21 protein-coding genes are annotated in these 26912 nt (G+C 55.0%); 12 read left to right on the top strand and 9 right to left on the bottom strand.

The window, feature by feature from the left end; genetic code table 11:
* Positions 1-107: 107 nt before the first annotated feature.
* Both H5P30_RS16410 and H5P30_RS16405 read right to left on the bottom strand, forming a co-directional pair.
* Positions 108-569: a helix-turn-helix domain-containing protein gene (locus H5P30_RS16410; protein WP_185693999.1), complete on the bottom strand. Its 462-nt coding sequence runs from the start codon at positions 567-569 to the stop codon at positions 108-110.
* Positions 570-2144: a helix-turn-helix domain-containing protein gene (locus H5P30_RS16405; protein WP_185693998.1), complete on the bottom strand. Its 1575-nt coding sequence runs from the start codon at positions 2142-2144 to the stop codon at positions 570-572.
* Positions 2145-2394: 250 nt separating this feature from the next.
* Here H5P30_RS16405 and H5P30_RS16400 point away from each other — a divergent pair, with 250 nt between their 5' ends.
* The 3 genes from H5P30_RS16400 (at position 2395) to H5P30_RS16390 (ending at position 5867) form a co-directional block, all read left to right on the top strand.
* Positions 2395-4140, top strand: a complete 1746-nt coding sequence (locus tag H5P30_RS16400) for a right-handed parallel beta-helix repeat-containing protein (RefSeq protein ID WP_185693997.1) — start codon at positions 2395-2397, stop codon at positions 4138-4140.
* 130 nt (positions 4141-4270) lie between these two features.
* Positions 4271-5047, top strand: coding sequence for an endonuclease (locus tag H5P30_RS16395; protein ID WP_185693996.1), 777 nt, complete (start codon positions 4271-4273; stop codon positions 5045-5047).
* A gap of 46 nt (positions 5048-5093) precedes the next feature.
* Positions 5094-5867, top strand: coding sequence for a prepilin-type N-terminal cleavage/methylation domain-containing protein (locus tag H5P30_RS16390; protein WP_185693995.1), 774 nt, complete (start codon positions 5094-5096; stop codon positions 5865-5867).
* Between the two features lie 12 nt (positions 5868-5879).
* Here H5P30_RS16390 and H5P30_RS16385 read toward each other — a convergent pair whose 3' ends face one another.
* Positions 5880-6791, bottom strand: a complete 912-nt coding sequence (locus tag H5P30_RS16385) for a helix-turn-helix transcriptional regulator (protein ID WP_185693994.1) — start codon at positions 6789-6791, stop codon at positions 5880-5882.
* A gap of 564 nt (positions 6792-7355) precedes the next feature.
* On the opposite strand from H5P30_RS16385, the gene H5P30_RS16380 reads away from it, so the two are divergent.
* The 9 genes from H5P30_RS16380 to H5P30_RS16340 all read left to right on the top strand — a co-directional run bounded on the left by H5P30_RS16380 (position 7356) and on the right by H5P30_RS16340 (position 17495).
* Entirely contained in the window at positions 7356-8396 is a 1041-nt protein-coding gene (locus H5P30_RS16380; protein WP_185693993.1) for a glycoside hydrolase family 88/105 protein, read from the top strand.
* Positions 8397-8411: 15 nt separating this feature from the next.
* Positions 8412-9119: an RraA family protein gene (locus H5P30_RS16375; protein ID WP_185693992.1), complete on the top strand. Its 708-nt coding sequence runs from the start codon at positions 8412-8414 to the stop codon at positions 9117-9119.
* A 50-nt stretch (positions 9120-9169) separates the two neighbouring features.
* Complete coding sequence (locus H5P30_RS16370; protein WP_185693991.1) at positions 9170-9874, top strand: SDR family oxidoreductase; 705 nt, start codon at positions 9170-9172, stop codon at positions 9872-9874.
* On the top strand, positions 9871-11952 hold the full coding sequence (locus tag H5P30_RS16365; protein WP_185693990.1) for a heparinase II/III domain-containing protein: 2082 nt from the start codon (positions 9871-9873) through the stop codon (positions 11950-11952). Before H5P30_RS16370 ends, H5P30_RS16365 begins: the two co-directional genes overlap by 4 nt.
* A gap of 145 nt (positions 11953-12097) precedes the next feature.
* Positions 12098-13120: a zinc-dependent alcohol dehydrogenase gene (locus tag H5P30_RS16360; RefSeq protein WP_185693989.1), complete on the top strand. Its 1023-nt coding sequence runs from the start codon at positions 12098-12100 to the stop codon at positions 13118-13120.
* A 113-nt stretch (positions 13121-13233) separates the two neighbouring features.
* The gene (locus H5P30_RS16355) at positions 13234-14034 is read left to right on the top strand and encodes a GxxExxY protein (RefSeq protein WP_185693988.1); all 801 of its coding nucleotides are present in this window, start codon (positions 13234-13236) and stop codon (positions 14032-14034) included.
* A 43-nt stretch (positions 14035-14077) separates the two neighbouring features.
* The gene (locus H5P30_RS16350; protein ID WP_185693987.1) at positions 14078-14848 is read left to right on the top strand and encodes an SDR family oxidoreductase; all 771 of its coding nucleotides are present in this window, start codon (positions 14078-14080) and stop codon (positions 14846-14848) included.
* A gap of 714 nt (positions 14849-15562) precedes the next feature.
* Positions 15563-16786, top strand: a complete 1224-nt coding sequence (locus H5P30_RS16345) for a lactonase family protein (protein WP_185693986.1) — start codon at positions 15563-15565, stop codon at positions 16784-16786.
* Positions 16787-16895: 109 nt separating this feature from the next.
* Positions 16896-17495 (top strand): acyltransferase, encoded by a 600-nt coding sequence (locus tag H5P30_RS16340; RefSeq protein WP_185693985.1) that lies wholly within the window; start codon positions 16896-16898, stop codon positions 17493-17495.
* Between the two features lie 35 nt (positions 17496-17530).
* Here H5P30_RS16340 and H5P30_RS16335 read toward each other — a convergent pair whose 3' ends face one another.
* The 6 genes from H5P30_RS16335 to H5P30_RS16310 form a co-directional block, all read right to left on the bottom strand.
* The gene (locus tag H5P30_RS16335; protein WP_185693984.1) at positions 17531-19153 is read right to left on the bottom strand and encodes an FAD-dependent monooxygenase; all 1623 of its coding nucleotides are present in this window, start codon (positions 19151-19153) and stop codon (positions 17531-17533) included.
* Positions 19154-19492: 339 nt separating this feature from the next.
* Positions 19493-21172 (bottom strand): B12-binding domain-containing radical SAM protein, encoded by a 1680-nt coding sequence (locus H5P30_RS16330; RefSeq protein WP_185693983.1) that lies wholly within the window; start codon positions 21170-21172, stop codon positions 19493-19495.
* A gap of 143 nt (positions 21173-21315) precedes the next feature.
* Positions 21316-24612: a sugar-binding protein gene (locus H5P30_RS16325; protein WP_185693982.1), complete on the bottom strand. Its 3297-nt coding sequence runs from the start codon at positions 24610-24612 to the stop codon at positions 21316-21318.
* 56 nt (positions 24613-24668) lie between these two features.
* On the bottom strand, positions 24669-25247 hold the full coding sequence (locus H5P30_RS16320) for a hypothetical protein (protein ID WP_185693981.1): 579 nt from the start codon (positions 25245-25247) through the stop codon (positions 24669-24671).
* Between the two features lie 15 nt (positions 25248-25262).
* Positions 25263-25964 carry a prepilin-type N-terminal cleavage/methylation domain-containing protein gene (locus H5P30_RS16315; protein WP_185693980.1) on the bottom strand — a complete coding sequence of 234 codons (702 nt, stop codon included), beginning with the start codon at positions 25962-25964 and terminating at the stop codon, positions 25263-25265.
* Positions 25965-25988: 24 nt separating this feature from the next.
* Entirely contained in the window at positions 25989-26894 is a 906-nt protein-coding gene (locus H5P30_RS16310; protein WP_185693979.1) for a PEP-CTERM sorting domain-containing protein, read from the bottom strand.
* Positions 26895-26912: the final 18 nt, after the last annotated feature.

Here is a 26912-nt window from a genome sequence, read left to right as displayed (position 1 = left end):
AAGACCACTGACAGGCCAGAGCCCCAGCCCGAACCGCATCGCATTTTCCAAACCAGGCCGGGAAATTCACCGAGACGGTGCCCCCCAAAAAAGGTTCTTGCCCTGGTTCAGCGCCTCGGCCCTGGAGTAACCTCCGACTGAATGTGCTTCCGATAGTCCGACGGAGCCATCCCCACCAGATCCCGAAAGCTTCGGCTGAAAAACGAGAGGGAGTTGAAACCCGATCTCTCGGCGATCTGGGTTAGGTTCAAAGAGGTATCGAGCAGGAAGGTCTTGGATCGGTTAATCCGGGCTTCCCGGACGAAATCGAAGACGCTCTGGCCAGTCTCCTTCTTGAAGGTGCGGGCAAGGTGTTCCTCTCCCTTTCCAGTATTCCAAGCGATCTCCCCAAGGGTCAGCGGAGTCTCAATATTTTTCAAAATATACTCTTTCGCCGCGACGACTAAAAGTTGCCCACCCTTTTCAGGAGAAGGGCTTTTGGGCCCGGCTCCATCACCCACTTTACGAGCGACTGCGACTAACAAATCCTTGCCCTGCAACGGACGCCACGACCTCTCCTTACTTTCCATTCATTCGAAATTGCGATGACGATAGGCCAGCGGCGTCATTCCGAATTCCTTTTTGAAAGCCGCTATAAAAGCACTGGTATTTGCGTAAAGTGCCCGTTCGCCGATCACCCGAATCTTCTCATTCCTCTGGCTACGGAGTTCGTGCGCCGCTTGCGCCAACCGATGACGGCGAACGATTTGGAAAGGCGTTCCTCCATTCCACTGCTCTCCCAATCGGCGGGACAAATACGCGCGGGAGAAACCAATGGCCTCCGCGTAATCGGAGATGGTTCCGATCCGTCCGCAGAAGGATTCCGTCTGAAAATCGAGAAGATTTGGCAATGCCAGCGGAACGGCTTTTCCGTCCCTCACCAGACTTTCCCAACTACAAAGCCATTTATAGGCCGAACGGGATCGCGGAATTGAGGGGATCCCCCGCCCGGCATTCCAACGCTCCACCCACTTACGGGCGAAGGAAACCGGTTCACTGTCCAATGGAATCTTAAAGGCCCAGGCATAGCTCGCCGACAACTCGGAGATCAACCGAATGGACCAATCGTCTCTCATGTGGATCCAAACCCTTTTCCACGGTTGTTGATCTGGCGTATGCCATTTCGCCCTCAATGGTTTGGGATGAATCACCACCGTCCCAGGCTCGACCTGCAATCGCTTGCCATCGATCTCAAACTCGGCCCGGCCCTCAAGCGTGCAAACCCAAGTAAATGCTGTGGTGATACTGTTCAGTGCGAGGTTATAGGGGGCGTGATAGGGAAAACTCACCTCCCCTCCATCGAATTGAAAAAAAGGCCCGTTCCAAAGACACACCGGTCGCTCGTCATGACCTCGAATTTCCTCCATTCGGAGCTCGTCTTTGAAGGGCTTAAGTCGACCCTGATGTGCAGATGACGAAACGCTTCTGGAACTCCGATGGAGCTTCCTCCAGGCTCCGGGAGTTTTGCCCGCCTCTTTCTTGAAAGAGGCGCAGAAAGCCGATCCACAGGAAAAGCCACAGCGCCCGGCAATCGCATCCAAAGGCAAGTCGGAATCCTCAAGGAGACGTTTCGCCAATGCCAACCGCATATCACGGACCTGACGAACTAACGAAGAATGCCCATAGCGAGTCCAGCTGCGAGAAAGGTGATTCACAGTGCAGCCCAACTCCAATGCAATCGACTTCACAGAGAAAGCATTCCGTTCCGCAATATCGGCCAATAGACTAGACCCACCCTCCAGCAATTGCCCGAGATTCTGTATCTGAATTTTTGCCACTTCATGGAGCCCTGAGATCCAATGAAAAAGGTCCATCGCCGAGAGCTCTGTTCCCCGCTTCACCAACTTTTTCAAAAGCGCGCGAGAATCACGATCCTCAGGAAGTCGCAAAACCCGACCGTATATTTTTCCCAGCTGATGAGCGTAATCCCGGACTAGAGAACCGGCCAGCACTAGCTCCAGAACCTCGGTTCGCTTTTGACCTCCCGCTCTGAGAAGAATCGGTTCTTCCGGCCGACAGAGCAGGACGGTATTTCGGCGCAACAGGAGATGCCCCATACTCTCTTCGATCAAGGTTTCCCCTTCTAAGACCAATAAAATCCGCACTTCCTCCCGATTTCCATGGAGAGGGAGAAATAGATTGCGCGCGGGGACGCGAAGGCGTCGCGCTTTCCTGATCCTGGGATGCAGAAAACCGTCGCTCAGAAGATCTGCCGAGGCTGTCGAACCACTTTTTTCCATCTCTCTTGGCGGTCTTCTTTAAAAATCGCCTGTTCCTCCAGGAAACATTTCAGATTCGTTATTTTTGTCAAAAATAATAATAGATGCTTTTCGAAGTATCGCGCATAGTCCTCCCATGCTTGTTCCCCCTGCTGCAAAAAGACGCATTTCCCTCCTCTTCATTTCGATCTTGGTCTTGGCAGCAGGCATGATCTCAGCGAATCCACCCATCGAAATTTGGAGAGGCGAGAAGCTGATTGAGAGTACACCTTCACTCCAAGAGGCAATTAACGCGGCAGATCCGGGAGATACGATCCGCGTCCGCGAAGGCGTCTACCACGAGAGTGTTGTCATTTCCGGAAAAAACGCAGCCCCTCAAAATCCGTTCGTCCTTGAAGCTGCGGAAGGCGAAACCGTCATTCTCGACGGAGCCGATCCAGATTTGCAGCGACCCCATTCCGACCGCTGGGAGTGGTCGGAAGAGGACCAGGCATGGATTGCAGAGGTCCCCTGGCAGGGGAGACAGTCCCGAGCCCTTCTCACTTGGGCCTCCTATGATGACGGACGCCTCATCGCCTCCCATCATGATCGCGAGTGCTTCCTCGCCGGCAACCGAGGCGACGCTCTTTGGAGGGTTGAAGACAAAGTCCACCTCCGACTCCAAGGAGATCGAAATCCCAACGACTACTCGATCAATATCGGCACTTCCGAAGGCATTCTTCAGTTCTACAACAGTAGCGGATGGGTCGTGCGGGGACTGGACCTCAAACACGCGGGATTCACCGGGGTTCATCTGAAGGGTCCGACCGCCCGCGACATCATTCTTGAGAATCTTACGATCATGAGCTCCTACCGCGGAATTTCTACCGAAGAATACGGCGTGGGATTCTCCAATCGAATCACTATTCGGAATTGCCGCATATTGAATTTCTGGGATTTCGAATGGCCTTGGAAAGATGGCTACCGGGATGGCGCCTCCTCGAGCAGCGATGAAGAAGCCCCAATGCGGGGAGGAGGAATTCACCTGCGTGCCCACGACAGCGAAATTTACGGATGCGAAATAGCAGGCCAATGGGACGGAATCCGCATCCAAGGGCGCAACGTCAAAGTGTACGCCAACCTCCTCCACCACATCAAAGACGACATGATGGAACTCGAGTCGAACAACTCACGAAATATTCAAGTCTACGAGAACATCGGCTATGAGGTCTTTGTCGGCTTCAGCCTCGTCTCCAACCGGGGAGGTCCCATCTACATCTACCGCAACTGGGTTCAGACAGGGCTCTTCTCCCGCATGTATGAGGATACCTGGCGCTACGGCTATCCACTCAAATTCGGAAGCGACTGGGGCCCCGGTGCCGAGAATATTTTCATCTACCAGAACACCTTCGATTCGAAGGGACGCAGCCTCTTCGTCCAAAGACGTTCCAACCCCGAGAAATGGAAAAACATCGAATGGGTGAACAACATATTCAGCCGAACCCAGGACGGGGCCCTCGGAATCGAAGGGATGGGTTCTCCCTCTCAAGGAATCGTCTGGGAAGGCAACCTTTTCATCCGAGAGGAAGAGATCGCAAAGCTCACGACTTTCTCAGATGAATACACGCAAGCGGGTATCGTGGGCGATCCGGACTTCATCGATTCGACCCAAGCGTTCCCAGACCTCCGCATCGGCGAACAAAGCGACGCCCGCAACCAAGGCACGATCCGGCCTCAAGAGAACGGCTGGCCGGACTCGGTCGAAAAAACCGACGGTTCACCCGACGCCGGTGCAGTTCCCTTCGGTGCACCCAGGCTACAAGCCGGACCCAATCAGGATCCCTATCTTCCTTGGACCGTCGATCCTGCCAGCAACCAGAACAACGATGTCACAGATTCATAATTTTTTGTTAAATCATCTATTTATAGAAATCTAATTTTTTATATAAATAATTCATAAACAAACACTAACAGATAAATATAAAATTATCTAATCTACTCCAAAAAAAACAACTCACACATCCGATCACCCTATGAAATTAACGACCCCAAATATTCGGCCCCTCTCCTTGATCCTCTCCGTTCTCGGCCCTCTTTCCCTCGCCGCTCAGGTTTCCTTCGATGGGACCTACGAACAAGATTTCAACTCCCTTCCCCTCTTCGAAGGATCCTCGGGAACGGAAACGTTCAACTTTACTAACAACTCGACGCTTCAGGGCTGGTATTCGTCCATTGGATCCGGACTCAACGAAGGCCGTTCCAGCGGCGGTTCCGCAGCCAGCACCGGGAGCATCTACAACTGGGGTCGCAATGCAAATCGCGCCCTGGGGACGTTTGACTCAAATGGTTACGGTGGAGACACGGAGTATTTCGGGGTTCAGCTGGTCAACAACTCCGGAGCATCGATTTCCGGGGTCAGTCTTGAGTATGTCATCGAAAAGTGGCGAAACGACGTCAACGAAACCACTTGGACATTGGAATACCTCGTAACTTCCTCAACCAGTAATGAAATCGCCGCAAACGGATATTCGACGGTTACCGGTAGTTCGATTTCAACCACATCCGCCAGTGCGGGTGGAGCAAATGGGGACTGGTCAGGAAACCAAACGGATTTCGACCTCTCGATCGAAGGTCTAAACTGGCAGGAAGGAGACTCCCTATGGCTACGATGGACCAACGATCAACCTCAGAACGGAGGCGGTTTCGGATTGGACGACCTCTCAGTAAGCGCCATCCCCGAGCCGGAAATGAGCGGGCTCTTCCTCCTCTTGGCCCCTCTCCTCTTTCTGGTCCGCAGATCGAGGCGGTAGAATCCTCTGATCTTCCTGGTCTTTTCCCTCCGCTACCCCAACCCCTATGAAACGATATCCCCAGAGAAGATACCCCTCATGCGCACGGGACACCTCGTGGCTTTCCAGAAGTCGACAACGCAAAGCCTTCTCCCTCATCGAACTTCTCACGGTGATCACGATCATCGGTATTCTCGCTTCCATCGTATTCGCTTCGGTTTCCCACATTCGGGCCCTTGCCCAATCATCCAAATGCGCGGCGAATCTCAAGCAGCTACACGCCGCCGCCACCCTCTGGGGCGCCGACCATAAACACCGGATGCCGGACAATCGCTTCTGGGCCTACAACGGCGAGCCCGGCAGCAATTCCTATCCCTATCAACTCGCCCCCTACCTGGGTTTTGAAAACATGTCCATAGGAGACGATCCCGGAGAAATCGCCTCCGCAATGAGATGCCCCGCCTCCGAATCGGAAACCCCGTCGACCCAGCAATGGGACCGCACCTACAGCATCAACAACCACGCAACCTCTACGTCGGAAGGGAAGGTCCGGTCGGATCGCTGGTATCCTGCAAGCATTCACCAGATTGCTCACCCGGCCCGGATGGCCCTGTTTATGGACGGAACCGTCTCTCCTGGATCGGGGTCCTACTGGACCAACGCCCAAAACACACAAGTCGATTCGGGAGGCAGCGGAGCCGTCCTATCCTATCCACATGACGGAACCATGAATGTCGTCTTTGTCGATGGCCACGTGGAACGATTCAGCAAAGAAGTGATGGTCGCTCAATATTCAGAAGCGTACATCCCTTTCTGGCGCTACAACGAGCCACCGGAGTAACCTGTCCCCCGGTCAACGGCGAGGCCCTGGAGTGACTTCCGACTGAATGTGCTTCCGATAGTCCGACGGAGCCATCCCCACCAGATCCCGAAAGCTTCGGCTGAAAAACGAGAGGGAATTGAAACCCGATCTCTCGGCGATCTGGGTTAGGTTCAAAGAGGTATCGAGCAGGAAGGTCTTGGATCGGTTAATCCGGGCTTCCCGGACGAAATCGAAGACGCTCTGGCCAGTCTCCTTCTTGAAGGTGCGGGCAAGGTGTTCCTCTCCCTTTCCAGTATTCCAAGCGATCTCCCCAAGGGTCAGCGGAGTCTCAATATTTTTCAAAATATACTCTTTCGCCGCGACGACTAAAAGTTGCCCACCCTTTTCAGGAGAAGGGCTTTTGGGCCCGGCTCCATCACCCACTTTACGAGCGACTGCGACTAACAAATCCGTGCAAATATTCCGCACCCGGTGGCGGAAACCAACATCCTGATCCTCAGTTTCCCGGCGGAGCGCCGTCAGGCAACCGTTGATGTGGCTATCGATCGCCCCCTCACACTGGACCGTTTGCGAAAAATGATGAAAAACGAAATCGGAGAGATTGGATTCCGGCCTGCGCCTTCGCACCCGTGCCCTGCGGCGAATCGCCTCTCCGTCTAGGAACAGGCGCATTATGTGAGGCTGAGCCACGCGATGAGGATCCGGATTGATGAAGCGGTGCCAGCGGAAATGAGGGCAGACAAGAATATCCCCCGTGCGCAGCGGTCGCGGTCCATTCATTCCATCGAGATCATGCAGAACCTCTGCCTGGATCACGAACAAGAGCTTAAATTGATCTTTCTCGATGGTCACACTGCCTCCCTTCGGAAGGAGGAAGATCATCTCATCTGCGAGAACGAACGGCTCCCCGAACATTTCCACCGAATGCGAACGTTGGCCCATAAAACCACCCTACCTTCTTTCGGCTCCCAATAGAATCAAAATAATACAATATCCTATGAGTTTCCCGCCCGCCTTAATGATTCAGTACTCTCCCGCCCCGCTGGAGCGGAACGGTGCGGAGCTGAAAACCTCAGTTTTCAGTGACTTCCCGCGAGATTCCAACTTCTCCCCAAGCCCGTAGAAATGGCTCTCGCCATTCCTCTCCAGAGGATGAGATGCGGGGGAAGATCGACAAAAATGAGATTCTCAACTTTAAAGGCTGCATCTCGTGAAGGGCAGCGCTCCGTCTAAACCGAGCGGGAACAAGCCTCGTTGACGAAACTCACAGAGCCAAAACAGAAATGCACCCACGACTCTCTCTCTTCCCGCTGTAGTGGCATGACTCTAGGCGTGTGCCTGCCCAGCTGGTTCATTAATCTCTCCAGAATTCACCTCCCCCTCAAAGCCGCATGGCAAGCCCCAATCGACCCACTTCACCCAAGTCAAAATAGTGCAAACATTATCAAGCCGCTCTATAGACGAAACTCCCCCTAAAATGATCTAATACCCACCCTAGATTGACCCATGAAACAAACCTCCCCTTTCCTCCTCGCCCAAGCGGCCTTCCGGAAGCACAAAGCCGTTCAAGGCTCCTATGATGTTTACCCGGGAATCGTCTCGATGCACGGAATGGCCCGTTTGGCCACCGAGACACAAGACGAGAATCTTCTCGAAGAGATTCGCAGCGAGATCATGCCCTATGTTCGCGGCGAACGATCTTTTCCCGCCAACTTCCCCAACTACCTCTGCGGGGGGAACGGTGCCGCCTGGCTTCTATGGCGTGGAAAGCTCCCCGAAGTGGAAGAGGCCGCCCGCCAATACGCGGAGCAGATCATGAACGAGGCTCCCCGCGACAACGCAGGAATCCTTTGCCACCCCAACAATCCGGAAGAACAAAAGATCTGGATCGACGTCGCCTTCGCCGTCAGCCCGTTTCTCCTCTTCACCGGTCTCGCGCTCGGCAACGACGATTACCTGGAAGAAGCCTTTCAACAAACGGCTAAAATGGTCAAAGCCTTCCACCGCGAGGATACCGGACTCGTTATCCAAGCCCACAATTTCAGCGGTGCCGGCCACAAGACTGAGGACCACTGGAGTCGCGGCAATGGATGGGCCGCCCTGGCCCTCGCCGATGTAGCGATCTACCTGCCCGACGACCATCCGCGCAAAGCCGAAGCCATCTCGCTCTTCCAAGACCATGTCCGAGCCTGTGCAAAATTCCAGGACGAGGAAGGTCTCTGGCACCAGGAGATGACGGATCTCCGCCTCGCCTACGTCGAAACCTCCGGTTCCGGCCTTATGCTCTACGCCCTCGGGGCGGGCATCCAAGCGGGCCTGATTCCCGATTCGGAGATGGAACGATTCCAACGGGGACTCAAAGGACTCAACGCCTACATCACCGAGGATACGGACATCTTCCACACCTGCTGCGGATGCCTCAGCCCCGGGCAGGGCACAAAGCTCGAGTACCGGGCCCACCCCGCGAAAGTCAACGACCACCATGCCTTTGGTCCGGTGGTTCTCGCGATGGGACAAGCCCATCTGCTCGGCATTCAATCCATCTAACCCAAGCCCACTACCATGAAACTCGAAGACCTCGAAGCCGACCGGGAAGTAAACCCCACCTCCCCCCTGCCGATCCCGGAAAAAGAAATCTGCGATCGCTACGAACAGATCTTTTCGGCCGCCGTCAATGACGCCCTCCGGGAAAAGCGACTCACCAACCAGACGCTGCCCAACGGCTTGATCCCGCTACGCGACGAAATGAAAGCCGCCGGCTTTGCCTTTACCATTAAGGGCGCCAAGAACCTTACTCTCAAGAATGAGATGGCTGAGCGCGCCAAGATGCTCGACGACATTTCCGAGAACTCCTTCGTCGTCTGGGATACCTCTCTCGACCGCGAGTCCGCTCACTGGGGCGAGTGCATGACGATGGCGGCTCAACGCAAGAACTGCCGTGGCGCCGTCGTCGACGGCGGTGTCCGCGATACCGACCGCGTACTCGACCTCGGCTTTCCCGTCTGGATTCGTTACCGCAGCTCCAACGGCATGCTGGGACGTTTCCGCATCAGCTCCTGGCAGACACCGATTCAGATGGGTGATGTCATCGTCCGCCCCGGGGACTTGATTTTCGCCGACATCGATGGCGCTCTCTGCGTTCCGCGAAATCTCAGCGTTGAGATCCTCATCCGCGCCGAGGAAATCGCCAATGGCGAATCCGAACTCAAACAATGGATACGCGAAGGGATGTCAGCCCAGGAGATCGTCGCCCGAGGCGGGTACTTCTGATCCCCAATACCTCCCAACCTCTCAACCTCTTAACCTCTTAACCTCCCACCATGAAAAACCTAAAAAATCTCACCGTAGCCATCACTGGAGCCTCGAGCGGAATCGGCCTCGAAGCGGCAAAACTCTTCGCCCAAGCTGGATGCAAAGTCGCGTTGCTCGCCCGCAACCCCGAACGATTGAAAGAGGCCGAAAAGGCCGTTCAGTCGAGTGGATCCCCGACGCTGGCCCTCCCGGTCGACGTCACCGACGAATCCTCCGTCGCATCTGCCTTCGCGAAGATCGCCGATGAGCTGGGACCGGTCGACATCCTCGTCAACAACGCCGGAGTTGGCTTCGCCACCGATCTCTCCAAGTGCTCGGTGGAAGACTTCCGCAAGATCATGGACACCAATGTCACAGGCGTTTTCCTCTGCAGCCGGGCCGTTCTGCCGTCCATGAAGGAACGCAAGAGTGGACACGTCATCAACGTTTCCTCGGTCGTCGGAAAGGTCACCAATCCGACCGCCCCACTGTATTGCTCCAGCAAATTCGCGCTCAACGGATACACCTCCGGCCTTCAGCAGCAGGTTGCCGCGGACAAGATCCGGGTATCGGCAGTCTCCCCCTCCTCGGTCGACACGGCCTACTGGGATGGCCGAGAAGTCGACCGCAGCAAGTTCCTCAAAGCCGAGGAGGTCGCCTCCGCGGTATTCTTCGTCGCTTCTCAGCCCGACGGAGTCCTGATCAAAGACATGGACCTGACCGCCTTGCGATGAGCCTCTTCTTCGATGCGCGGGAGCGCGACCTGGTTCAACAGGCCCGCAAAGAGGAACCCTACCGAAACCTCTTCTGGGATCTGCTGAACCGGGTGGACCGGCGCGCCCAGTCCCCCGGCCTCGCCGACACGAAGGCAACGTGCGAATGGTGGCATTTCTCCTCCGAGTATCTCACCACCGCGGCGATTGCCTACGCGCTCAAGCCTACCGAAACGGTAAAAATCTGGCTCCGGGACATCACCCTCTCCGTGGCCCGGCGCTCCGTCGACGATTGGGTCGGACCCGCGTTTCGCAAAGGGGGAGCAGAAGCCCCCAAAGGACATCTCGAGACGGCCCACCTGAGCTGGTCTCTCGCAGTCATTCTGGATCTTGCCGGAGACGTCTTCACCGAAGCCGAACGAGAAGAACTCCTCGAAGCTCTCCGATCCAAGGGAATGGATCTCTGCCGCGCTTGGCTCGACCAGAACACCCACGCCAACAACTGGCGCTGCATTCTCCTGGCTGGATATACGGTCGCCGCAGCGGTGCTGAAGGATTCCGAAGCAATCTCCTACGCTGCCGACGACTATCGCCGATGCGTCGATTTCTTCCAACCCGACGGCTCCTACGGCGAGTCTCTTCAATACGGAAACTACGCCATGACCGGGCTCGTTCTCACCCGCGAGGCCCTGATCCGCAGTCGCCCCGACTGGAAGTCAGAACTTCCGCTGGAACCCTTCGTATTGAAACCGCGCTGGGACGCCGCCTCGCTCCTCTACCAGAAACCATTGGCAGGGCTGGGGGCCTTCCCCATGCCCCGCAGTGCGAATTTCGGAGACTCGGCCGCCATCTATCGCCCCTCGGCAGACAATCTTCTCCATCTCGCTGTCCATGCGAAGGAGAGCCATCCCAAGATGGCCGGCTTGGCGCGATGGCTGTTCGACACCCTCTACCTTCCCTGCATTGATCGGTTTCCGACCGACCGGGCCAGCTTCGGTTTCATCAACGACTATGGATTCCTCACGATGGTCCTCCTTCCCCAGGCCGCGGAGGCGATCCGTCCTGAAGAGGCCGGAATCCGACCCTTGGAAACCTTCAGTTGTGGCAACGTCATCGCCCGCAATTCGCTTGAGGGCAAAACGGTCCTCGCCACTCGAACGGGTAGCGATCCCCTACACGCCATCGCCCACCTTCACGGAGATCTCAACAGCTTCATTCTCAGCCACAATGAGGAACGCCTCTTGGTCGATCCCGGGCACAGCTGCTATCGCAATCTCATCCACTCTCTTGAGACCTCGAGCCAGACTCACAACACCTGTTCTTTTCTGGTGAATGCCCCGGATCCATTGGGTCCTCAGGATGAGCCGAAAAAACTACGCCACTTGGAACAAACCTTTTCCGGAAGTCGCAGTTATTCCACCGAAGCCGGATGTGGAGAACCCATCGACCGAAAAGCTCGTCTTCTCCTCGCCGAGCAACGGGGCGACGTGACCGCCATTGCTTCCGAAGCCGCGGCCACCTACGGCCTCCCCATCGATTCCTATACCCGGATTTGGTTCCTGTGCGGAGAACACGCGGTTTTCGTTCTGGATTGGGTCGAGGCCTCGATGCCCGTCAAAACCTCTTGCTCCTGGCTCCTGAACAACCGCGACGGACACCTGAATCTTAAAATTGTCCAGCCGGATCGCCTGGTAGCCCGCAGAGGCTACGCAGGAATGAAGATCTTCAACCTAACCGAAGATTCTTTTTCTGGACCGGTCTACGGTTTCATGCATGACGCTTATCATCCTCTTCCCAATCAGCCCACCGAAGGGAAGCCGGGAAGCGGACTCCTGGTCCAATGGAATCAGGACAAACCCAAGCCTTCCTCAGTCATGGCCCACGCCATCTGTCTGGACACTCCCGGTGCAATCGCTGCTTGGCACCTCAAGAAGGAAGACGGCTTTCTCGGGATCATCGAAGATCCAACCCACCAATTCCATTGGAAACTGGGAGTAGACCAAGACAAACAGACGATCTCCGTCCTCGAGTCGCACACGAACACAACCACCAGCCTAAACTGCGAGAATGGCAAATGGCGAATCGCAAACGACGGATAAAACTCCCCAAAACACCAAGGCAACCTTTCTGTCCCCTCACCTCCCAACCGGAAACCGAAAAACTGGGAACTGGGAACTGGGAACTTCTAAACCTCAAAACATCTTAACCTCTAAACTTCCAAACCTCCAAACCTCCCCCAAAACCATGAAAGCCGCATATTACGAAGGTAACAAAACGTTCTCCGTCCGCGAGGGAGACATCATCTCCCCAGGCCCTGGCGAAGTCCGCTTGGACGTAGCCTTCTGTGGAATATGCGGCACCGATACGCATATCTATCACGGTGCCATGGATCAACGGGTTTCGATGCCGCAGACCATCGGACATGAAGCTTCGGCCACCGTAGCTGAAGTCGGCGAGGGCGTCGAAGGCTTTGCCCCAGGCGATCCGGTCGTCGTTCGGCCACTCGACAATCGCCTGGAAACCCCGGCGGACCGGGGTCACAGCCACATCTGCGAGAAGCTCAAGTTTATCGGGATCGACTCTCCGGGTGCATTTCAAAACAGTTGGACTGTTCCCGCCTTTACACTGCACAAGGCCCCTCCGGGCACCGATCTCAAGCTCGCCGCTCTCTGCGAACCGCTGGCCGTGGCTTGCCACGACGTCAACCGGGGCGACCTCAAGCCCGATGAACTCGCAGTCGTCCTCGGCGGCGGACCGATCGGGATCCTCGTCGCCCTCGTCGCCCAAGAAGCGGGAGCCCGAGTCATTCTATCCGAGGTCAACCCCTTCCGCATCGAGTTTGCCCGCAAGCTCGGGCTCGAAGCCGTCAATCCAACCGAAGTCGACTTGGAAGCCTTCTGCCGTGAGAAGTCGGGAGGAAGTGGTGCAGATATCGTTTTTGAAGTGTCCGGCTCAAAAGCCGCCTCTTCGACCATGACCAATCTACTCGCCATTCGCGGGAGAATCGTCGTCGTCGCCATCTACCCGCAACCGATTGAAATCAACCTCTTCCATTTCTTCTGGAAAGAGTTGAATATGATCGGAGCTCGCGTCTACGAACCCAAAGACTACGAAAAAGCTCTACGGCTGGTGGCGGAGAAGAAACTACCTTTGGAAGCCCTGATCACCGACGTAAAGCCACTGGACGATCTCCCTCAAGCATTCCAACAACTCGACGAGAATCCGAACGCGATGAAGGTCCTCATCGATTGCCGTGCAACATCTTAAGCAAGCAGAATTATTGACAGCAGAATGATTTTTTGATGCCTGCTAGGAAACAACGCTTCGAATGGCAGATGCCATAAACGGGACACTTTTCACCTTGGAATCTTAGCATCTCCATGCCCATCACTTGTTCAGTAGAGTTGTCCCCAATTGGTCAGAATTCGTTCCATCAAATCGACAACTGCATAATGGGGCACGCATTTGATATCCACAATGAGATTGGACGTTTTTTAGATGAAAAGATTTACCAGTCAGAATTAGCTGAACGGGTAACACGTAGTAATCTCGATGCGATGAGAGAAGTTTCCTTACATGCATCTCACAAAAGTTTTTCAAAAGATTATTATATAGACCTGCTTGTCAACCGCAGCTCGATTTATGAGCTCAAGACTGCGGACTCACTGAATGGACATCACCACAAGCAAACGATCCATTACCTTTTACTGGCTAACCTGCGCCATGGAAAAATTATAAATTTCCGACCCGGATCGGTGGAATCAAAATTTGTCTCAACGACCTTGGACCTAAATAAGAGGCGCTCCTACTCAATCGATCAACGGAACTGGATAAATATCGATGACTTCGGTGAAATTCTCAAAAACACCTTATGCTCTTTACTGGACGATTGGGGAACCTGCCTTGAGGCCAACCTGTATCGCGAAGCCCTGCTCCATTTACTCAAATTTCCAGATGGAGGATTAGTTCCAGTAGAAATCCATATCGAAGGCCGACTATCCGGAAGACAGAGAATGTGCCTTCTCACACCGACCACAGCCTGGCACTTATCCGCTATCCACAAACACTTTCAATCTTATGAAAACCATATTTTACGCCTGCTCCAACTCACCCGCCTCAAGGCAATACACTGGATAAATCTGAACAATCTCAACGTAACCCTGAAAACACTTCGAAAATGATTCTGCTGTCAATCATTCTGCTCATCATCGAATTATACCGCTTATGAAAACACCTGAACGATTCAACCTCTCCGGAAAAACCGCACTCGTTACGGGTTGTAAGCGTGGGATCGGCTTCGCCATGGCCGAGGGCCTCGCCGAGGCCGGTGCCAACATCATCGGCGTCAGCGCCTCGCTCGAATCATCCGGCAGCGCCATCGAGAAATCCGTAATGACTCTCGGTCGAAAGTTCTCGGCCTACCAGGCAGATTTCTCCGATCGCGATTCCCTCTATCGTTTTATCGAATCGGTAAAAGCGGACCACCCGCAGATTGACATCCTGATCAACAACGCGGGCAATATCCTCCGTAAACCTGCAGCCGAGCATCCTGATGAATATTGGGACACCATCATCGAAACCAACCTCAACGCTCAGTTCGTTCTCAGCCGCGAGATCGGCAAAGAAATGGTCGAACGGGGTTCAGGGAAGATCGTTTTCACCGCTTCTCTCCTCACTTTCCAAGGAGGCATAACCGTCCCGGGCTACGCCGCCAGTAAAGGAGGAATCGGCCAACTCACCAAAGCCCTCGCCAACGAATGGGCCGGCCGAGGAGTCAACGTCAACGCCATCGCTCCCGGCTATATTGCCACCGACAACACCGAAGCGCTGCGCAATGACCCCGTCCGCAGCCAACAGATCCTCGACCGTATTCCTGCCGGACGCTGGGGTAATCCCGAAGATTTCAAAGGCCCGGCTCTCTTCCTTTGCTCAGACGCATCCAAATACGTCCACGGCTCCATCTTGACCGTCGACGGAGGCTGGATGGGACGATAGGTTTGGGAGATTAAGAGGTTCAGACGTTTAGAGGTTAAGACGTTTTGAGGTTTTGAGGTTTTGAAGTTTGGATGTTTTCTGGTTTTCAGTTTCCGATTCAAAGGCCCAGATTGGAGAGACTGATCGTTTCGCTATTCTGCGGCGTGCCTACTGTGAACGACCGGAGTTTGCGGATCTATCCGTTCCGGCAGGACCTCCCCACCAGCTGGCGCTGGTCCCCCCCTCCTACGAGGAGGAGGGGAGTCAAAATCGACGTCCAAGCCTCTTCCCTTCTCGGCAAGGCAGAAAGTCCTCACCCAAAACACAGAGCTACTTTTGATTCGAAGAACAACCAACAGTCCCCTGAAACTTATCCCCTGCTCTTGACCTCCATAGCCTTGGCGACGGGGGTTGCTGGAGAGGGGGATTCCGCGGACGCGGGATGGAGGGGTTCGGCCCCAAGGTTATCTTCCGAAAATAACCGAATGACACCGCCTCAACGAATGACATTCGCCCGGGCCGTAGCGTCGGTCAGCCAGCCCGCCGTAGCCTCGGGCGAAGGCTGGGTGAGACCGATGACCGAACCGACAATCCGGTATACCAACTTTTTACCGAACTTCCGTCAATTTCCCACGGAGCGAAATGGCGACAGCCGTTTCGACGTATCGCACATTCGAAAGCTGGGCGCTGAAGCAACCCAGCCACAAAAAGCCTCTAGTCGTCTTTAGATAATTTATGAATTCTCCAACAACCCTCTCCCCGACTCTTCGCACCCTTCCGGTTCCCGACCGCTGGTGTGTGCACAGCTACTACAGTCTTTGCCCGTATGCGCCGGACGGCTCCGGTCGCATGCTCATCGCCGGAGCCGATCGGAAAACCGGCGAGGGGGAAGTCATCGTCCTCTCCGCTGAAGGCGAAATCCTCGACCGTTTTGGCCGCCATCCGGTCACTCCCAGCTTCTGGCACACCGGGTTCTGGCAAAGCTGGTCCCCCGACGCCCGCTTCGTCTACTTCCAATCCGGCAACGATCTACGTCCCAGCACAACCCGCCGGGAGCTCGCCACCGGAAAAGAAGTAGTCGTTCCCGGAGACATGGAGGGTCTTCCCCCTTCCGGAGAACCCGGTTTCTCCTGTTCGCATAGCCTGCTCTACGCGGCGGGCTACGGACACCCCGAGAAACTCTACCGTCCGGAACTTGCCATCGTTCCCTTTCAGGAACGCCAGAAGCATGGGATTTCCTCAATCGATTTCGGCCCTCCCTCTTCTTCCGAATTAGTGCTCTCTACGGAGGAGATTCTTCGAAATCATCCTCAACGGGAACGTATCCTCGAAGAGGACCAACGCATAAAGGAACGACTCGGCCCCGAAGAAGGGCTCACCCTCATGACTTATTGCGTCCGCTGGAACCGCCAGGGAACCCGTTGCCTCTTCTTTTTCGGGAACCATTGTGTCGACCCGCGCCGCGAAGAACCCAAGATCACATCCGTCTTCACAGCAGACCGGGAACTGAAAGAGATAAACCTAGCCGTCGACATCAGCTTCGATCGCCGGGGAGTACACTGGGCCTGGCAACCGGATGGGGAGCGTTTGATCGGATACGGTCCCCGCCCCGAGAACCCAGGGAAAACCGCCTTGGCCGAAGTTCGCTACGACGGCTCGGGGTACCGCCTACTGAGTGACCACCATAGCGGAGGCCATCCGAGCGTCAGCCCGGCGGACGACAATTTGATCGTTACCGACGAATCCTACGGCGACGGAGGTGCGGTCGTCTTCATCTCCCGCGAAACCGGTGAGATCGTTCACCGCGTCCAACTTCCCAAATACCGGGGGGAGAAGGAAGATCCAGGCCGCAATCCGAATCGTGTCTGCCACCATCCCGTCTTCTCCCACGACGGATCACGCATCCTTTGCAACAGCCTACCGGCCTCAGACGCTGAAATGGTCGAACTCACCCTTTAAACTTCCCAACCTCAAACCTCCCTAATCTCTCAACCTCAAAACGTCACAACTTCTTAACCTCAGAACGTCCTAACCTCCAAACCTCTTAACGTCTAAACCTCCCCTTCCCATGAGCCTCTGGAATTTACTCGATCGCGGCTACAGCATGCCGAAGAAGCCCGGAAACTGTAAAGAACGGCTCCTCTACCGAATTGGCCGTCATTTCGCGCTGCGTCACAAGAACGTCGAAGCGCCGAAGAGTTGCCTTTTCCACCCCGGTGCCAAGATCCATCCACGCAACGGGAAGATCGTTTTCGGCGGAAACTGCATCATCGCCGAAGGAGCGATCATCCAGGGTAACGTGTCCTTCGGAGACAATTGCTCAGTCCAAGCCTATACGATTCTCGTCGGAGGAGGAACCCGGGAAGACCCATCCGGCCAGATCTCCATCGGCAACGGAGTCCGCATCGCCTCTCACGGCATGATGATCGCCGCCAATCACATATTCGACGATCCAGACAAACCGATCCACAACCAGGGCCTCCGCCCCGCCCCCATCACCATCGAAGACGACTGCTGGATCGGAGGTCGAGTCAACCTCACCGCTGGCGTGCACGTTGGAAAAGGTTCGGTCGTCGGTGCCGGATCGGTAGTGACAAAAGATGTTCCATCGATGTCCATCGCCGCGGGTATTCCGGCGAAAGTGATTAAGGGACGGTTAGCCTCTTGAATAGAGAATCGAGGGCGGTCGAAACCTAAGGGACGTTACCTACCAAATATCGTCGCAACCGCCGCCTCGAGCGACTCGAATTCGTCGCCCTCTCCCTTCGCCCAGCGGGCGGCTACGTAGCCATCCGGACGGACGAGGATAGCGCCTTTCGAGGATATGCCGTACAGGTCGAGCATTGCTTTCACATCGACATCGAGGCTTTCCCCGATGACTTCGACCCTCAGGGACACTCCCTGAAAATACTTGGATTGCAAATCTTCCGCAGCCGCCTGCCAAGGCCCTCCATCCGGACCGACGAGAAGCACAAAGCTCAAGCCAAACAGATCGATGGATGACGTTTCTCCGTTCGGTCCCTCGAGAGGGATGTGCGGAGCCCGATGCCCCGGACGACCTGTGGGAATATACTCGTTGGCCGGATCCTCTAGCTGTGGGGCACCCGTCCCGTCGGGAACCAGCGCTCCTTGGCCGTAGGCGAGACCGAGGTCGACTCCGGCACCACTACCACTGCGGCGTGAATGTCGAATCTTCTCCTTCGCCCCGTCCCAGTTTCCACACATAGCCATGCCGACGATTTCAAAAACCTCATCCGCATTGCCTTCGGCATTCTCGAAGATGTACTTCACCACGTCTGAGCGTTCCCTCCCATACGTGTCGAGAAGGCCTTCCGCCGCCTGACCATGCACCACTGCGGCCAGTTTCCAGGCGAGATTGGCCGCACTCTGCAAACCGTTGTTCATCCCCAGGCCTCCTGCAGGCGAGAGTCGCGCTGCGGCATCCCCGGTCAGGAAAATCCGTCCTGAACGCCATTGGGCCGCAACTTTGGGGCTCATCACCCAAGGGCTGATGCTGATGACCTCGACGGGAATCTCCGGAGCGCCCGAGACCCCTTGAATAATCTCCTGAAAAGCTTCGGCCGAGTAGTCCTCCGGCGACTCACCGGGCTGGAGAAAATGATGCATCAGCCATTCATCCTTCCCATTCACGGCGACCATCAGTTCGTAATACTCGTCATCCAACAGGCTGTAGAGCTGGGATTCCCGGCCTTTAATGAGTTCGGAGTAGTCGGCTCGGAAATAAACATTGAGAAAATGCCCGCGATCACCCGGTCCGTAGGTCTCGATGCCCAGTTTCTCCCGCACAGCGCTGGCTGCACCGTCAGCCGCAATCACCCAGCGGGCTCGAAGGGTTTCTACCTCCCCGGTTTCCCGGTTCTCCACCGTCAAAGAAACGTCCTCTCCAGAATCAACAAACGCGGTCACATGAGAGTGAAAGCGCAACTCCGAATGCTCCTCCCGCTCAACCGCCTTCCTCAAAACGGATTCCGTGTGAGGCTGCGGACAGTGGTAACGCTTGCAAGGAGTCGACCCATCCTCCTCCTTGACGCGAGGAGACCTCCCAAACTCTTCTCCGGCCAAGCTTCGTAGCCAGACCTGGACATTCTCGACCCCATCGACGATGTCTTTCTCCAGCATCGCATCGAGCAGTCCGAGCTGACGAAAGATTTCCGCCGTTTTTCGACTGGTTCCCATCGCCTTGGGATGAAAGGAGATGCCCGGGTGCTTTTCCAGAACGACGTTCTTAACCCCGAGACGGGAAAGGTAGAGGGAAGAGAGAAGACCGCAAGGGCCACCACCGATAATCGCAACTGGGGTATTCATACGGCGAACCCAATCCCATACCTCCAGATTATTCAAGAGACTTCGAACCTCTATCGGAACGACGGGCCCTCTGTGGGGTGGGTTGCTTTAGCGCCCACCGAGATGGATGAAAAAGAAACCGAGTTGCGAAATGTCGCCGAAAACGAAACGACGACGAGAACCGCCGGACCAACGCGGGCAAGGCTGAAGCCATGCCCCACTCTGTGGGTGGGTTGCTTTAGCGCCCACCGAAACGGACGAAAAAGAAACCGAGCTGCGAAATGTCGCCGAAAACGAACCGACGACGAGAATCGCCAGGACTACGCGGGCAAGGCTGAAGCCATGCCCCACCTAAATCCTTCAAGCCCCGGCCGAGCTCAGACTGCTCTCCCGGAAGGTGGGCGGCTCCATAATGAAACCCGACCCGAGTCGACGGGACTCGGCCTTCAAGGAACGGTATACCCAGACCCTCCCCACTGCCGCGGCGAGCCTGGCCCGAAGCCCAAACTCTTTTTTAATCTCCCGTAGGAGAGTGTCCAGCTTAGCGCGGATCTCGGGTTCCTTACGAAACCATCGGCGCGCGCCGGCCACGGCAGCCGCATACTGAAAAGCCAGTGAGCGCGCCTCTCTACGCAACCTTGTTCGGACTCTCCCGTCTTCACTCTTTCCATACATCCTCCAACCCTGCAACAGGGTGCGGGCCATTCGGAGAACACTAGGGCCATTGACTTCAAAATCGCGCTGAAACGCTCTCAACAAAAACCCCGACTCCTCTCCCGCGGGAATATTAGGATGCCGATGCATGAATTTGAGCTGCCCATGCGCATCGGCCAACTGCTCTCCCTCCGGGTCCAGTAGAGTTCCCGCCTCGCGATGTTCCTCGAACAAGGGAGTCCCGGGAACGGGTGTGTAGAGCATAAACTGATGAAATTCAGTGTCGTGGCTGACCGCATACTCGATCGCCTCAGGAAGATTTTCCGGCGTGTGCTCCTCCAATCCAATGATCGTCGAGCCCAGGATGCTGATCCCGTGCGATTGGAGTTCCCGAACCAGCGCCCGGGTGTCTGCCCCCGCCAGTTTGGCATACTGGCTCGCTTTTCCCTCAAGGCCCATCCAGACCCAGGAAATCCCCAGGCCAACCAGCTGCTCGATCTTGTAGGACTTCAGAACGTTGGCCGAACTGAAGACATAGAGGGACCAACTTTTCCGCCCCTCCTTCATTCTCTCGAGAAGCCGGAGAGCCCGACGACGGTGAAAGAGGAAATTTTCATCCATCACAAAGAACGACTGCACCTTCAGGTCACGCTCCAGCTCAACCATCACCTCAAACAGTTCGTCACCGTCTTTATAGAAATCAATAAAGCGTCCCTTGCCCCCAAAAGTCGCCGAGGTCGCGCAGAAATTGCAGCCCATCGGACAACCCACCGACGGGATGAGCGTAGCGGCCACCTCGCCAGGCTTTTCGCTCAACCTCATTCCCATGGTCCGCGTGCCAATTCCCGAAAGGATTCGCGGATGCCGAATCGGCCGATCCACCTTCTCCCCAAGGAACGATCGCATCCACCGAACGCCCTCCCCACGGGACACATAGTCCACTCCAGTTCGCGCCTTCAGGTCGGCAATGCCCGTAATGTGGCCGCCAACAATAATTTTGGCCTCGGGCAGATAGAGCCGCACGAGTCGGCACATTTCCTTCACCTTCAAGAAGTTCGGGGGAATCGCACTGATCGCCACGATATCATAAGGGTGTTTCTGCAATTCCTCGATAAACCGGTCCCGGCTCGGAAAATCCAAAAGAGTGCTCGGACTCTCAATGTTCTCGCGGATCAACATCAATCCCCAGGAACGATGAAACATCCGCAAAGAAAACGGACCTTGAGCCCGCGTCACCTGATTCTGATACAGCTCCATCGGATTGATGGCACGGCTCCCGTATTCGTCGTCGCGAGCAAACGGCCCGAAGACACTGCTGAATAGAATGACGGGTTGGGAAATCGGGCAGACCGGAATGATCTCACGAGAGTTTTCTTTGCGTTTCACCCGCGAAAACTAATTCACGCCGCCCCGACCCCAATCCTTTTCGGGGAAAGTTCGACAGGTATTACCCTTAAATCCCGCCCGGATTCGAAATCCTAATGCTCGGCCCGCCTCTCTCCGCCGAGCACTTCAGAGCAATCCAAGCTCTATTCTTCCAGAATCACCACGCCGTAGTGGCTCGCGTCCGAACTGTTCGAGGCCGTTCCAAACAGCATAATCTGATTCTTGCGATCCTTACCATCCTCCGTAGGACTATCGAAACCGATGTCAAAACCGAACGGCTGCATTTCCTCAGGGCTCCGCCCCAATGACTCCCAGGGAACATAGAACCCGACCCAATAGCCGTCCTCGGTTGGGCCACCCTCGGCCACTGTTCCCTCAAGGACTCCCTTCTCCTCCCGGGTGTTCCAAATCGCTACCGATTCACTTTCCGACAGAGCGGGGCGCAGAACAACCTGATAGACACCTTCGCCGACACCCTCCCCAAATCCATCCTTCGGCGAACGGAGGTCGAAGAAAATCTCCACTGCCGAACCGCGTACTCCCGGCCAGGTTTCCGGAACGGATGCCTCGGAATCGACAACGTCCGCGTAGATGAACAACCCTTTTTCGTTATAGCCAAGCCTGACTGCCGCCGACAGCTCATCGGGCCCCTTCCAGAACTGATCCTCCTGAATCGACGTCAACTTCGGCGGACGCCCCACCACAACCTGCTCGGGACGGTTCAGCACATATCGTTGGACCGAGGAGTTTGGAGAAACCAGCTCCTCGAATCCTTCACTTTGGATATCAGAGATCCCGAGAACCGGGCGTCGCTTCAGAGCCATCGGAATTGAGAATGTCCCCCCATCGGGGAGAGATAGCTCTGCGGAAAGAAAAACCTGCGTCTCGCCTCCCGTCCGGGGAGGACTCGCAACCACTTGCAGGTTCTCCATCGACCGAGCCTCCAAAGAGAAATCTAGCTCGGCGGGATCAAAGGTCCAGCCCTGCTGGTCCGGGAAGTGGACTTGGCCCGACCACGGACTCGGATTGCGGTTTACCAGGGAAAAGCTAACGTCAATCCCGCCATCCGGACGATTGGTCTGAGTCAAATTCAACACGGGTGAGGCTCCGAGACTCAGTCCAGGCTTGTTCACATGAAAATACTGCGGTTCTTCACCCAGCTCGAGAGCAACCGTATCCGAGCCCGAAACCGAACGGGAAGCTCCAAAAAGGTCGACGACCTCCATTTCTCCGGACGGAACCTTCAAAAGAACGGTCCTCTTTCCCAGTGGAGACCAAAGGACGGCGGTTTCCCCTCCAGCCTGCGTTGAAAAGATCGCCCCGCGGACACCTCCCTGATTGATCGCCTGAACCGAATCTAGACGGGCTGAACGCAACTGCTCTACCAATACACCAATGGCTAGGGTTCGCCAGCTCGGCGTCCGCACTCCATCACGGGACATTGAGATCAACGAAAAACCATTCGCGTTGCCAGTTTGGGTCCAGTCTTCCCCTTTTTCGAGACCAGGCCACTCGGGATTCCACCCAAAGAAGACAAAGCGTTCTACCCCCGCTGCAAAATTATAAACCGCATTGCGTAGAATCGAAATACTTCCCTGCCGCTCGGAAACCGCATAGTTGGGCCAGCCACTGCTCAAGAACACACTCCGCGTGCCCTGATCGATCATCTCTTTCAATCGCTCTTCCGATATCGGCTCGTCGACAACTTCCCGCAGCGCTACGTAGGTCCCTGTTTCGGAGTTGATGACGGGCATACTCGCTCCCGTCGAGTCAATCAGAGCCTCCACCTTGGCTAGTTTCCCCGGAAGACCCGATGGCTCGGGAAGACTCGGAGTCACATAGGTATGAATGGAAACGCCGTCCATGAAACGATTCCCGCCGTTCGCAAAGACCTTTTCCATCCAAGGAACAAAATTACCTGTTCCGCAGATTCCGAAAACCATTGCTTCCGGATCGACAGAATGGACCTCTTCATAAACCGCACGAGCGATATCCACATAGGCTTTCGGGGGAATCTGATTTTTCCCGCCAGCATTGGGCTCGTTTTCGATTTCGTAGTATTCGACTTTCCCCTGATACCGCTTCGCCGCCTCGTGAACGAAATCCCGGTAGAGATCCATCTTCGGAAATCCACCCCGGATTCCCCAAGGATACTCCTTCATCCTCTGCTCTGGGTATTCGTAGGCCCGCATCCAGTCCTGAAACGGCTCAGATTGCAGCGATAAGTACACTTTGAGCCCATGCCCGATATGCCAATCTACGCGGGGATTCCACGCCCACTCCTCCGGCGGAGTCTCGGGATCCAGCCCATACTCCCCGTTAAAATCGCGTATCCAAGCCGGTCCAACAATATAGGACCAATAAGAATACGCATGGGCAAAATCGATACCCAGCGGATCCGGCCACGAACCAAAGGTACGGTTATTGCTATCGTGGAGACCAAACTTGGACGGGCCGGGAAGATCTTCGCGGGGTTCGACATAGAAGAAATGCTTCTCATCCGAGAATCCGGATTCCGTTCCTACCTCCGCAATCTTCAGATGGTAAACATCACTGACCAACAATTTCGGAAATTGGATCGGTTCCATTGCCGATTCGGATCCACCCACCGACAAGCTCTGACTCCAATCCATGGTGAGGCCGGATCGTTCGCCTTTGAGCTGAAACCGTATAGTAGCTTCCGCGGACTGTTCCCCCGCTTTCGACACCTGCATCATCGGAAACTCCCGGCTCTCCGGATCTAGACTGATCACAAAGGAATCAAATCCAAAGGCACGCAGAACCGCTGCCGTCGCATTCTCTGCCGGATCAACCTCCGCCGCATATCCATTCTCCCAATCGAGGGAAAAACTTCCTTCCCCCTCCAGAGAAATATCATCTAGGTAGAGACAATCGAATTCGATCTGCTGCGGAGAAAACCCTTTTTTGAATTCGACCGAACCCTGCTCCGCGCCGTCGATAAGAACACTTAGCTGTTCATCGGTCCAACGGAAGCCTAGCTGCCTCCAATCTTCGCCCCACGAGGAAGCGACTTCCATACGATCGACTACCGATTCCCCTTCCCGCATCTGCAGAGAAACCCTCCTCCCCTCACTTGCTGGCGCAATGACCACTCCGACCCGGCTACCTTCACCTTTCAGCCAAAAGACCTTTTTCTCGAGGCGCTGCGGCGTGTCGCGCATCCAGAGATCGAGCTTACCTCCGTTCTCAAAGCTGAGAAACGGCGAGAACGAATAGGTAAACCTCGCCGAAACGTCCATGAAGTGGCCCCGTTCTCCGCCCTCCACCGGATTCACAGTGGGAAACCTCGGATTGTTGACCGTACGACCATCCGGGAAGAGTTCAATCGCAGCTTCGCTCAATGTAGGCAAAGAAAAGGCACTCCAAAAGAGCCAGGAAGCGCAAAGAAAGAAAGAGAAACGTCGTAAAGTCGAATGCATAGTAAAATTCAGATTTCAGTTCTTGGTGTGCGGTGCCCTGAAAGAACGCCCTGGAATCAGTTCGCGTAATTCAGAACAGCGTCATCGAAAAAGAACTCCATCGCCCGATTTCCCATGACACCCAACCGGACCCCAATCATCGCCGCATCATCCGGTGAGGTCGCCGAAAACTCTAATTCATGCCATTCTCCATCAAGTATCACTTCTTCCTTAGAGCGGACGTATCCCAGCCATTTCTTGTCACCGTCGAGAAAATACAGTCCCACATCCTCCCCTCCATAGCCCGAATCGAAATCATTGCCCAAAGCCTCTCCGCGGTAGCGAACCGTCAGGGCGTACTCGGTCGCCGGTAGTGCTTTCACTTCTTGCTGCCACCAAAAGTGGAACTTCACGGATTTGATAACCGCCAAACGCAAAGTTTTTTCTCCTGACTCGGACTCCTCCACTCCATACTCAAAAAAGGAAGCGTCTTCACCATGTCCCTTCAGCGCAGACTGAGGCAGAGTCCAGGAAACCACGCTCTTACCGCGGGCGTTCGAGAAACCTCCATTCGACAAAAGGTTCGCCTCGGCGTGAAGCGTAGAGAACAGAGATACAGCGGCAATGCTACCGAGAAACAGAATTGAATTTTTCATAACTAAATTTTTGTTTTAGGGGTTAGTGCCCATCCAGAAGATGTGTTTGGGATCGTCGAGGTATTCCTGCATTTCCGCCTCTGTCTTCGCCTCTACATGGCCATCGACATAGGCGACATTCACCCGTCCTTGATGAGGATAGACCAAATTTGGACCCATCCAAAAGCCTCCACCTCCGGACCCAAAAAGATCGATGAACAGATAGGTTTTGGCAGGATCCGTCATTCGATGAAAATAGCCCTTTTTGAATACGGGATGCGATTTTCCCTCCGGATTACCCGGTTGATTCCAGGCGATGTGAAGATTGATGCTGTAATTTGTGTGATAACCGTCTTCAAAATAGACGGTCTCTCCCTTCCCATTCTCCTGCTCAGTCGGGCACAAGAGAACGGAGGTATTGGGAACCTCGGCCTTAGACTCGGAAACGGGAATGTCGAGATATGGACTCAGCGACTCCTCCCAATAGGCGGTTCCACCATTATCTCCCTTCGGACGATAACGCCAGGGAACGATCATGCCGTCGTGGTCTTTGCCGAACAGCTGCGAGCCCATGGCAAGCTGCCGAAGATTCTGAGAACATTTGGCCGAATTGGCATTCTCACGCACACTCTGAATGGCGGGCACCAAGATCGCGGCCAGAATCCCGAGCACTGCGATGACCACCAGCAGCTCGATCAGGGAGAATCCCGGAGTCTTCGATGACGATCGATGCGTCATACGCCCAATTCCTCCGCGAAAAAATCAGTCTTGAAGCGGCGAAGACGAGCGGCGGCGGCGCACCATCACGAGGCCCAACGCACCGCCAGCTATGATCAACGCGGCCACGCCCGGCTCGGGAATATTGGAGGTTACAGAGATGTCGCCAAGATAACTATTAACCCCTCCCTGACCACTGTAGGCAGCCAAGGCAACTTCATTGAATGTCAAATTGGACGCAGCGACGATCGTCGATTCTGAGAATGAATTTCCTCCGCCCGAAATCGAATAAGTGATTTCGACATCCGTCAAATTACTCTGCAGCTCGATCCGCAATGAATTCGAATAGTTAACTCCGGATACCAGAACAAATCCACCATCGAAGTTATCGATCTGGCTCCCTGAAAATCGAGAGAAGGCGGAGACCACATTTCCAACCGGACTCTGCGAGAAAATGAATCCATCGCCTGTACTTGCTTCGATATACTTGGTCGCCTTGTAGCCATCCCATGATTGAACAACTTCGCCAACCCCCGATTCACTACCTAATGAGTCCTCTACAATCGGACTTCCCATATTATTGTACAACCCCAACAATGGGCCCGTGGTCGAATTACCCGCTATATCCGGGGCAGAGTAACGATAAGTCGCCGACAGCTCAACGTAATCACCATTGTTCTGCAAAGTTACACCAGAGAACGAAGTCACTACCGCATTGTTTGAATAGGAACTATAATAACGGAGCGCATACCCACTGTCAAAAGACGACACGGTGGAGACCGTATTCCCTGTAGCCTGATCCGAAGTTCCGACCGAATACCAACCATTCCGATTTCCGTCGGAAAAGTCTTCATCGAGGAGAGTGACACCAAACGCGACCTGCGAAGAAAGGAGTCCGGCAACCATACCGACTCCGCCAATTTTTAAAAGATTCAGAGAGAGGGGCTTCATAATTCTGTTCAGTTGAGG

This window comes from Puniceicoccus vermicola, assembly GCF_014230055.1.
Lineage (GTDB): Bacteria > Verrucomicrobiota > Verrucomicrobiia > Opitutales > Puniceicoccaceae > Puniceicoccus > Puniceicoccus vermicola.
This window is presented reverse-complemented; position numbering and strand designations above follow the sequence as displayed.

Excerpts from the sequence above, each read along its gene's own strand:
- H5P30_RS16325 (WP_185693982.1), bottom strand. The coding sequence starts at position 24,612 with ATGCATTCGACTTTACGACGTTTCTCTTTCTTTCTTTGCGCTTCCTGG.
- H5P30_RS16410 (WP_185693999.1), bottom strand. The coding sequence starts at position 569 with ATGGAAAGTAAGGAGAGGTCGTGGCGTCCGTTGCAGGGCAAGGATTTG.
- H5P30_RS16340 (WP_185693985.1), top strand. The coding sequence starts at position 16,896 with ATGAGCCTCTGGAATTTACTCGATCGCGGCTACAGCATGCCGAAGAAG.
- H5P30_RS16400 (WP_185693997.1), top strand. The coding sequence starts at position 2,395 with ATGCTTGTTCCCCCTGCTGCAAAAAGACGCATTTCCCTCCTCTTCATT.
- H5P30_RS16380 (WP_185693993.1), top strand. The coding sequence starts at position 7,356 with ATGAAACAAACCTCCCCTTTCCTCCTCGCCCAAGCGGCCTTCCGGAAG.
- H5P30_RS16385 (WP_185693994.1), bottom strand. The coding sequence starts at position 6,791 with ATGGGCCAACGTTCGCATTCGGTGGAAATGTTCGGGGAGCCGTTCGTT.
- H5P30_RS16395 (WP_185693996.1), top strand. The coding sequence starts at position 4,271 with ATGAAATTAACGACCCCAAATATTCGGCCCCTCTCCTTGATCCTCTCC.
- H5P30_RS16355 (WP_185693988.1), top strand. The coding sequence starts at position 13,234 with ATGCCCATCACTTGTTCAGTAGAGTTGTCCCCAATTGGTCAGAATTCG.
- H5P30_RS16345 (WP_185693986.1), top strand. The coding sequence starts at position 15,563 with ATGAATTCTCCAACAACCCTCTCCCCGACTCTTCGCACCCTTCCGGTT.
- H5P30_RS16365 (WP_185693990.1), top strand. The coding sequence starts at position 9,871 with ATGAGCCTCTTCTTCGATGCGCGGGAGCGCGACCTGGTTCAACAGGCC.
- H5P30_RS16390 (WP_185693995.1), top strand. The coding sequence starts at position 5,094 with ATGAAACGATATCCCCAGAGAAGATACCCCTCATGCGCACGGGACACC.
- H5P30_RS16375 (WP_185693992.1), top strand. The coding sequence starts at position 8,412 with ATGAAACTCGAAGACCTCGAAGCCGACCGGGAAGTAAACCCCACCTCC.
- H5P30_RS16320 (WP_185693981.1), bottom strand. The coding sequence starts at position 25,247 with ATGAAAAATTCAATTCTGTTTCTCGGTAGCATTGCCGCTGTATCTCTG.
- H5P30_RS16370 (WP_185693991.1), top strand. The coding sequence starts at position 9,170 with ATGAAAAACCTAAAAAATCTCACCGTAGCCATCACTGGAGCCTCGAGC.
- H5P30_RS16360 (WP_185693989.1), top strand. The coding sequence starts at position 12,098 with ATGAAAGCCGCATATTACGAAGGTAACAAAACGTTCTCCGTCCGCGAG.
- H5P30_RS16350 (WP_185693987.1), top strand. The coding sequence starts at position 14,078 with ATGAAAACACCTGAACGATTCAACCTCTCCGGAAAAACCGCACTCGTT.
- H5P30_RS16315 (WP_185693980.1), bottom strand. The coding sequence starts at position 25,964 with ATGACGCATCGATCGTCATCGAAGACTCCGGGATTCTCCCTGATCGAG.
- H5P30_RS16335 (WP_185693984.1), bottom strand. The coding sequence starts at position 19,153 with ATGAATACCCCAGTTGCGATTATCGGTGGTGGCCCTTGCGGTCTTCTC.
- H5P30_RS16310 (WP_185693979.1), bottom strand. The coding sequence starts at position 26,894 with ATGAAGCCCCTCTCTCTGAATCTTTTAAAAATTGGCGGAGTCGGTATG.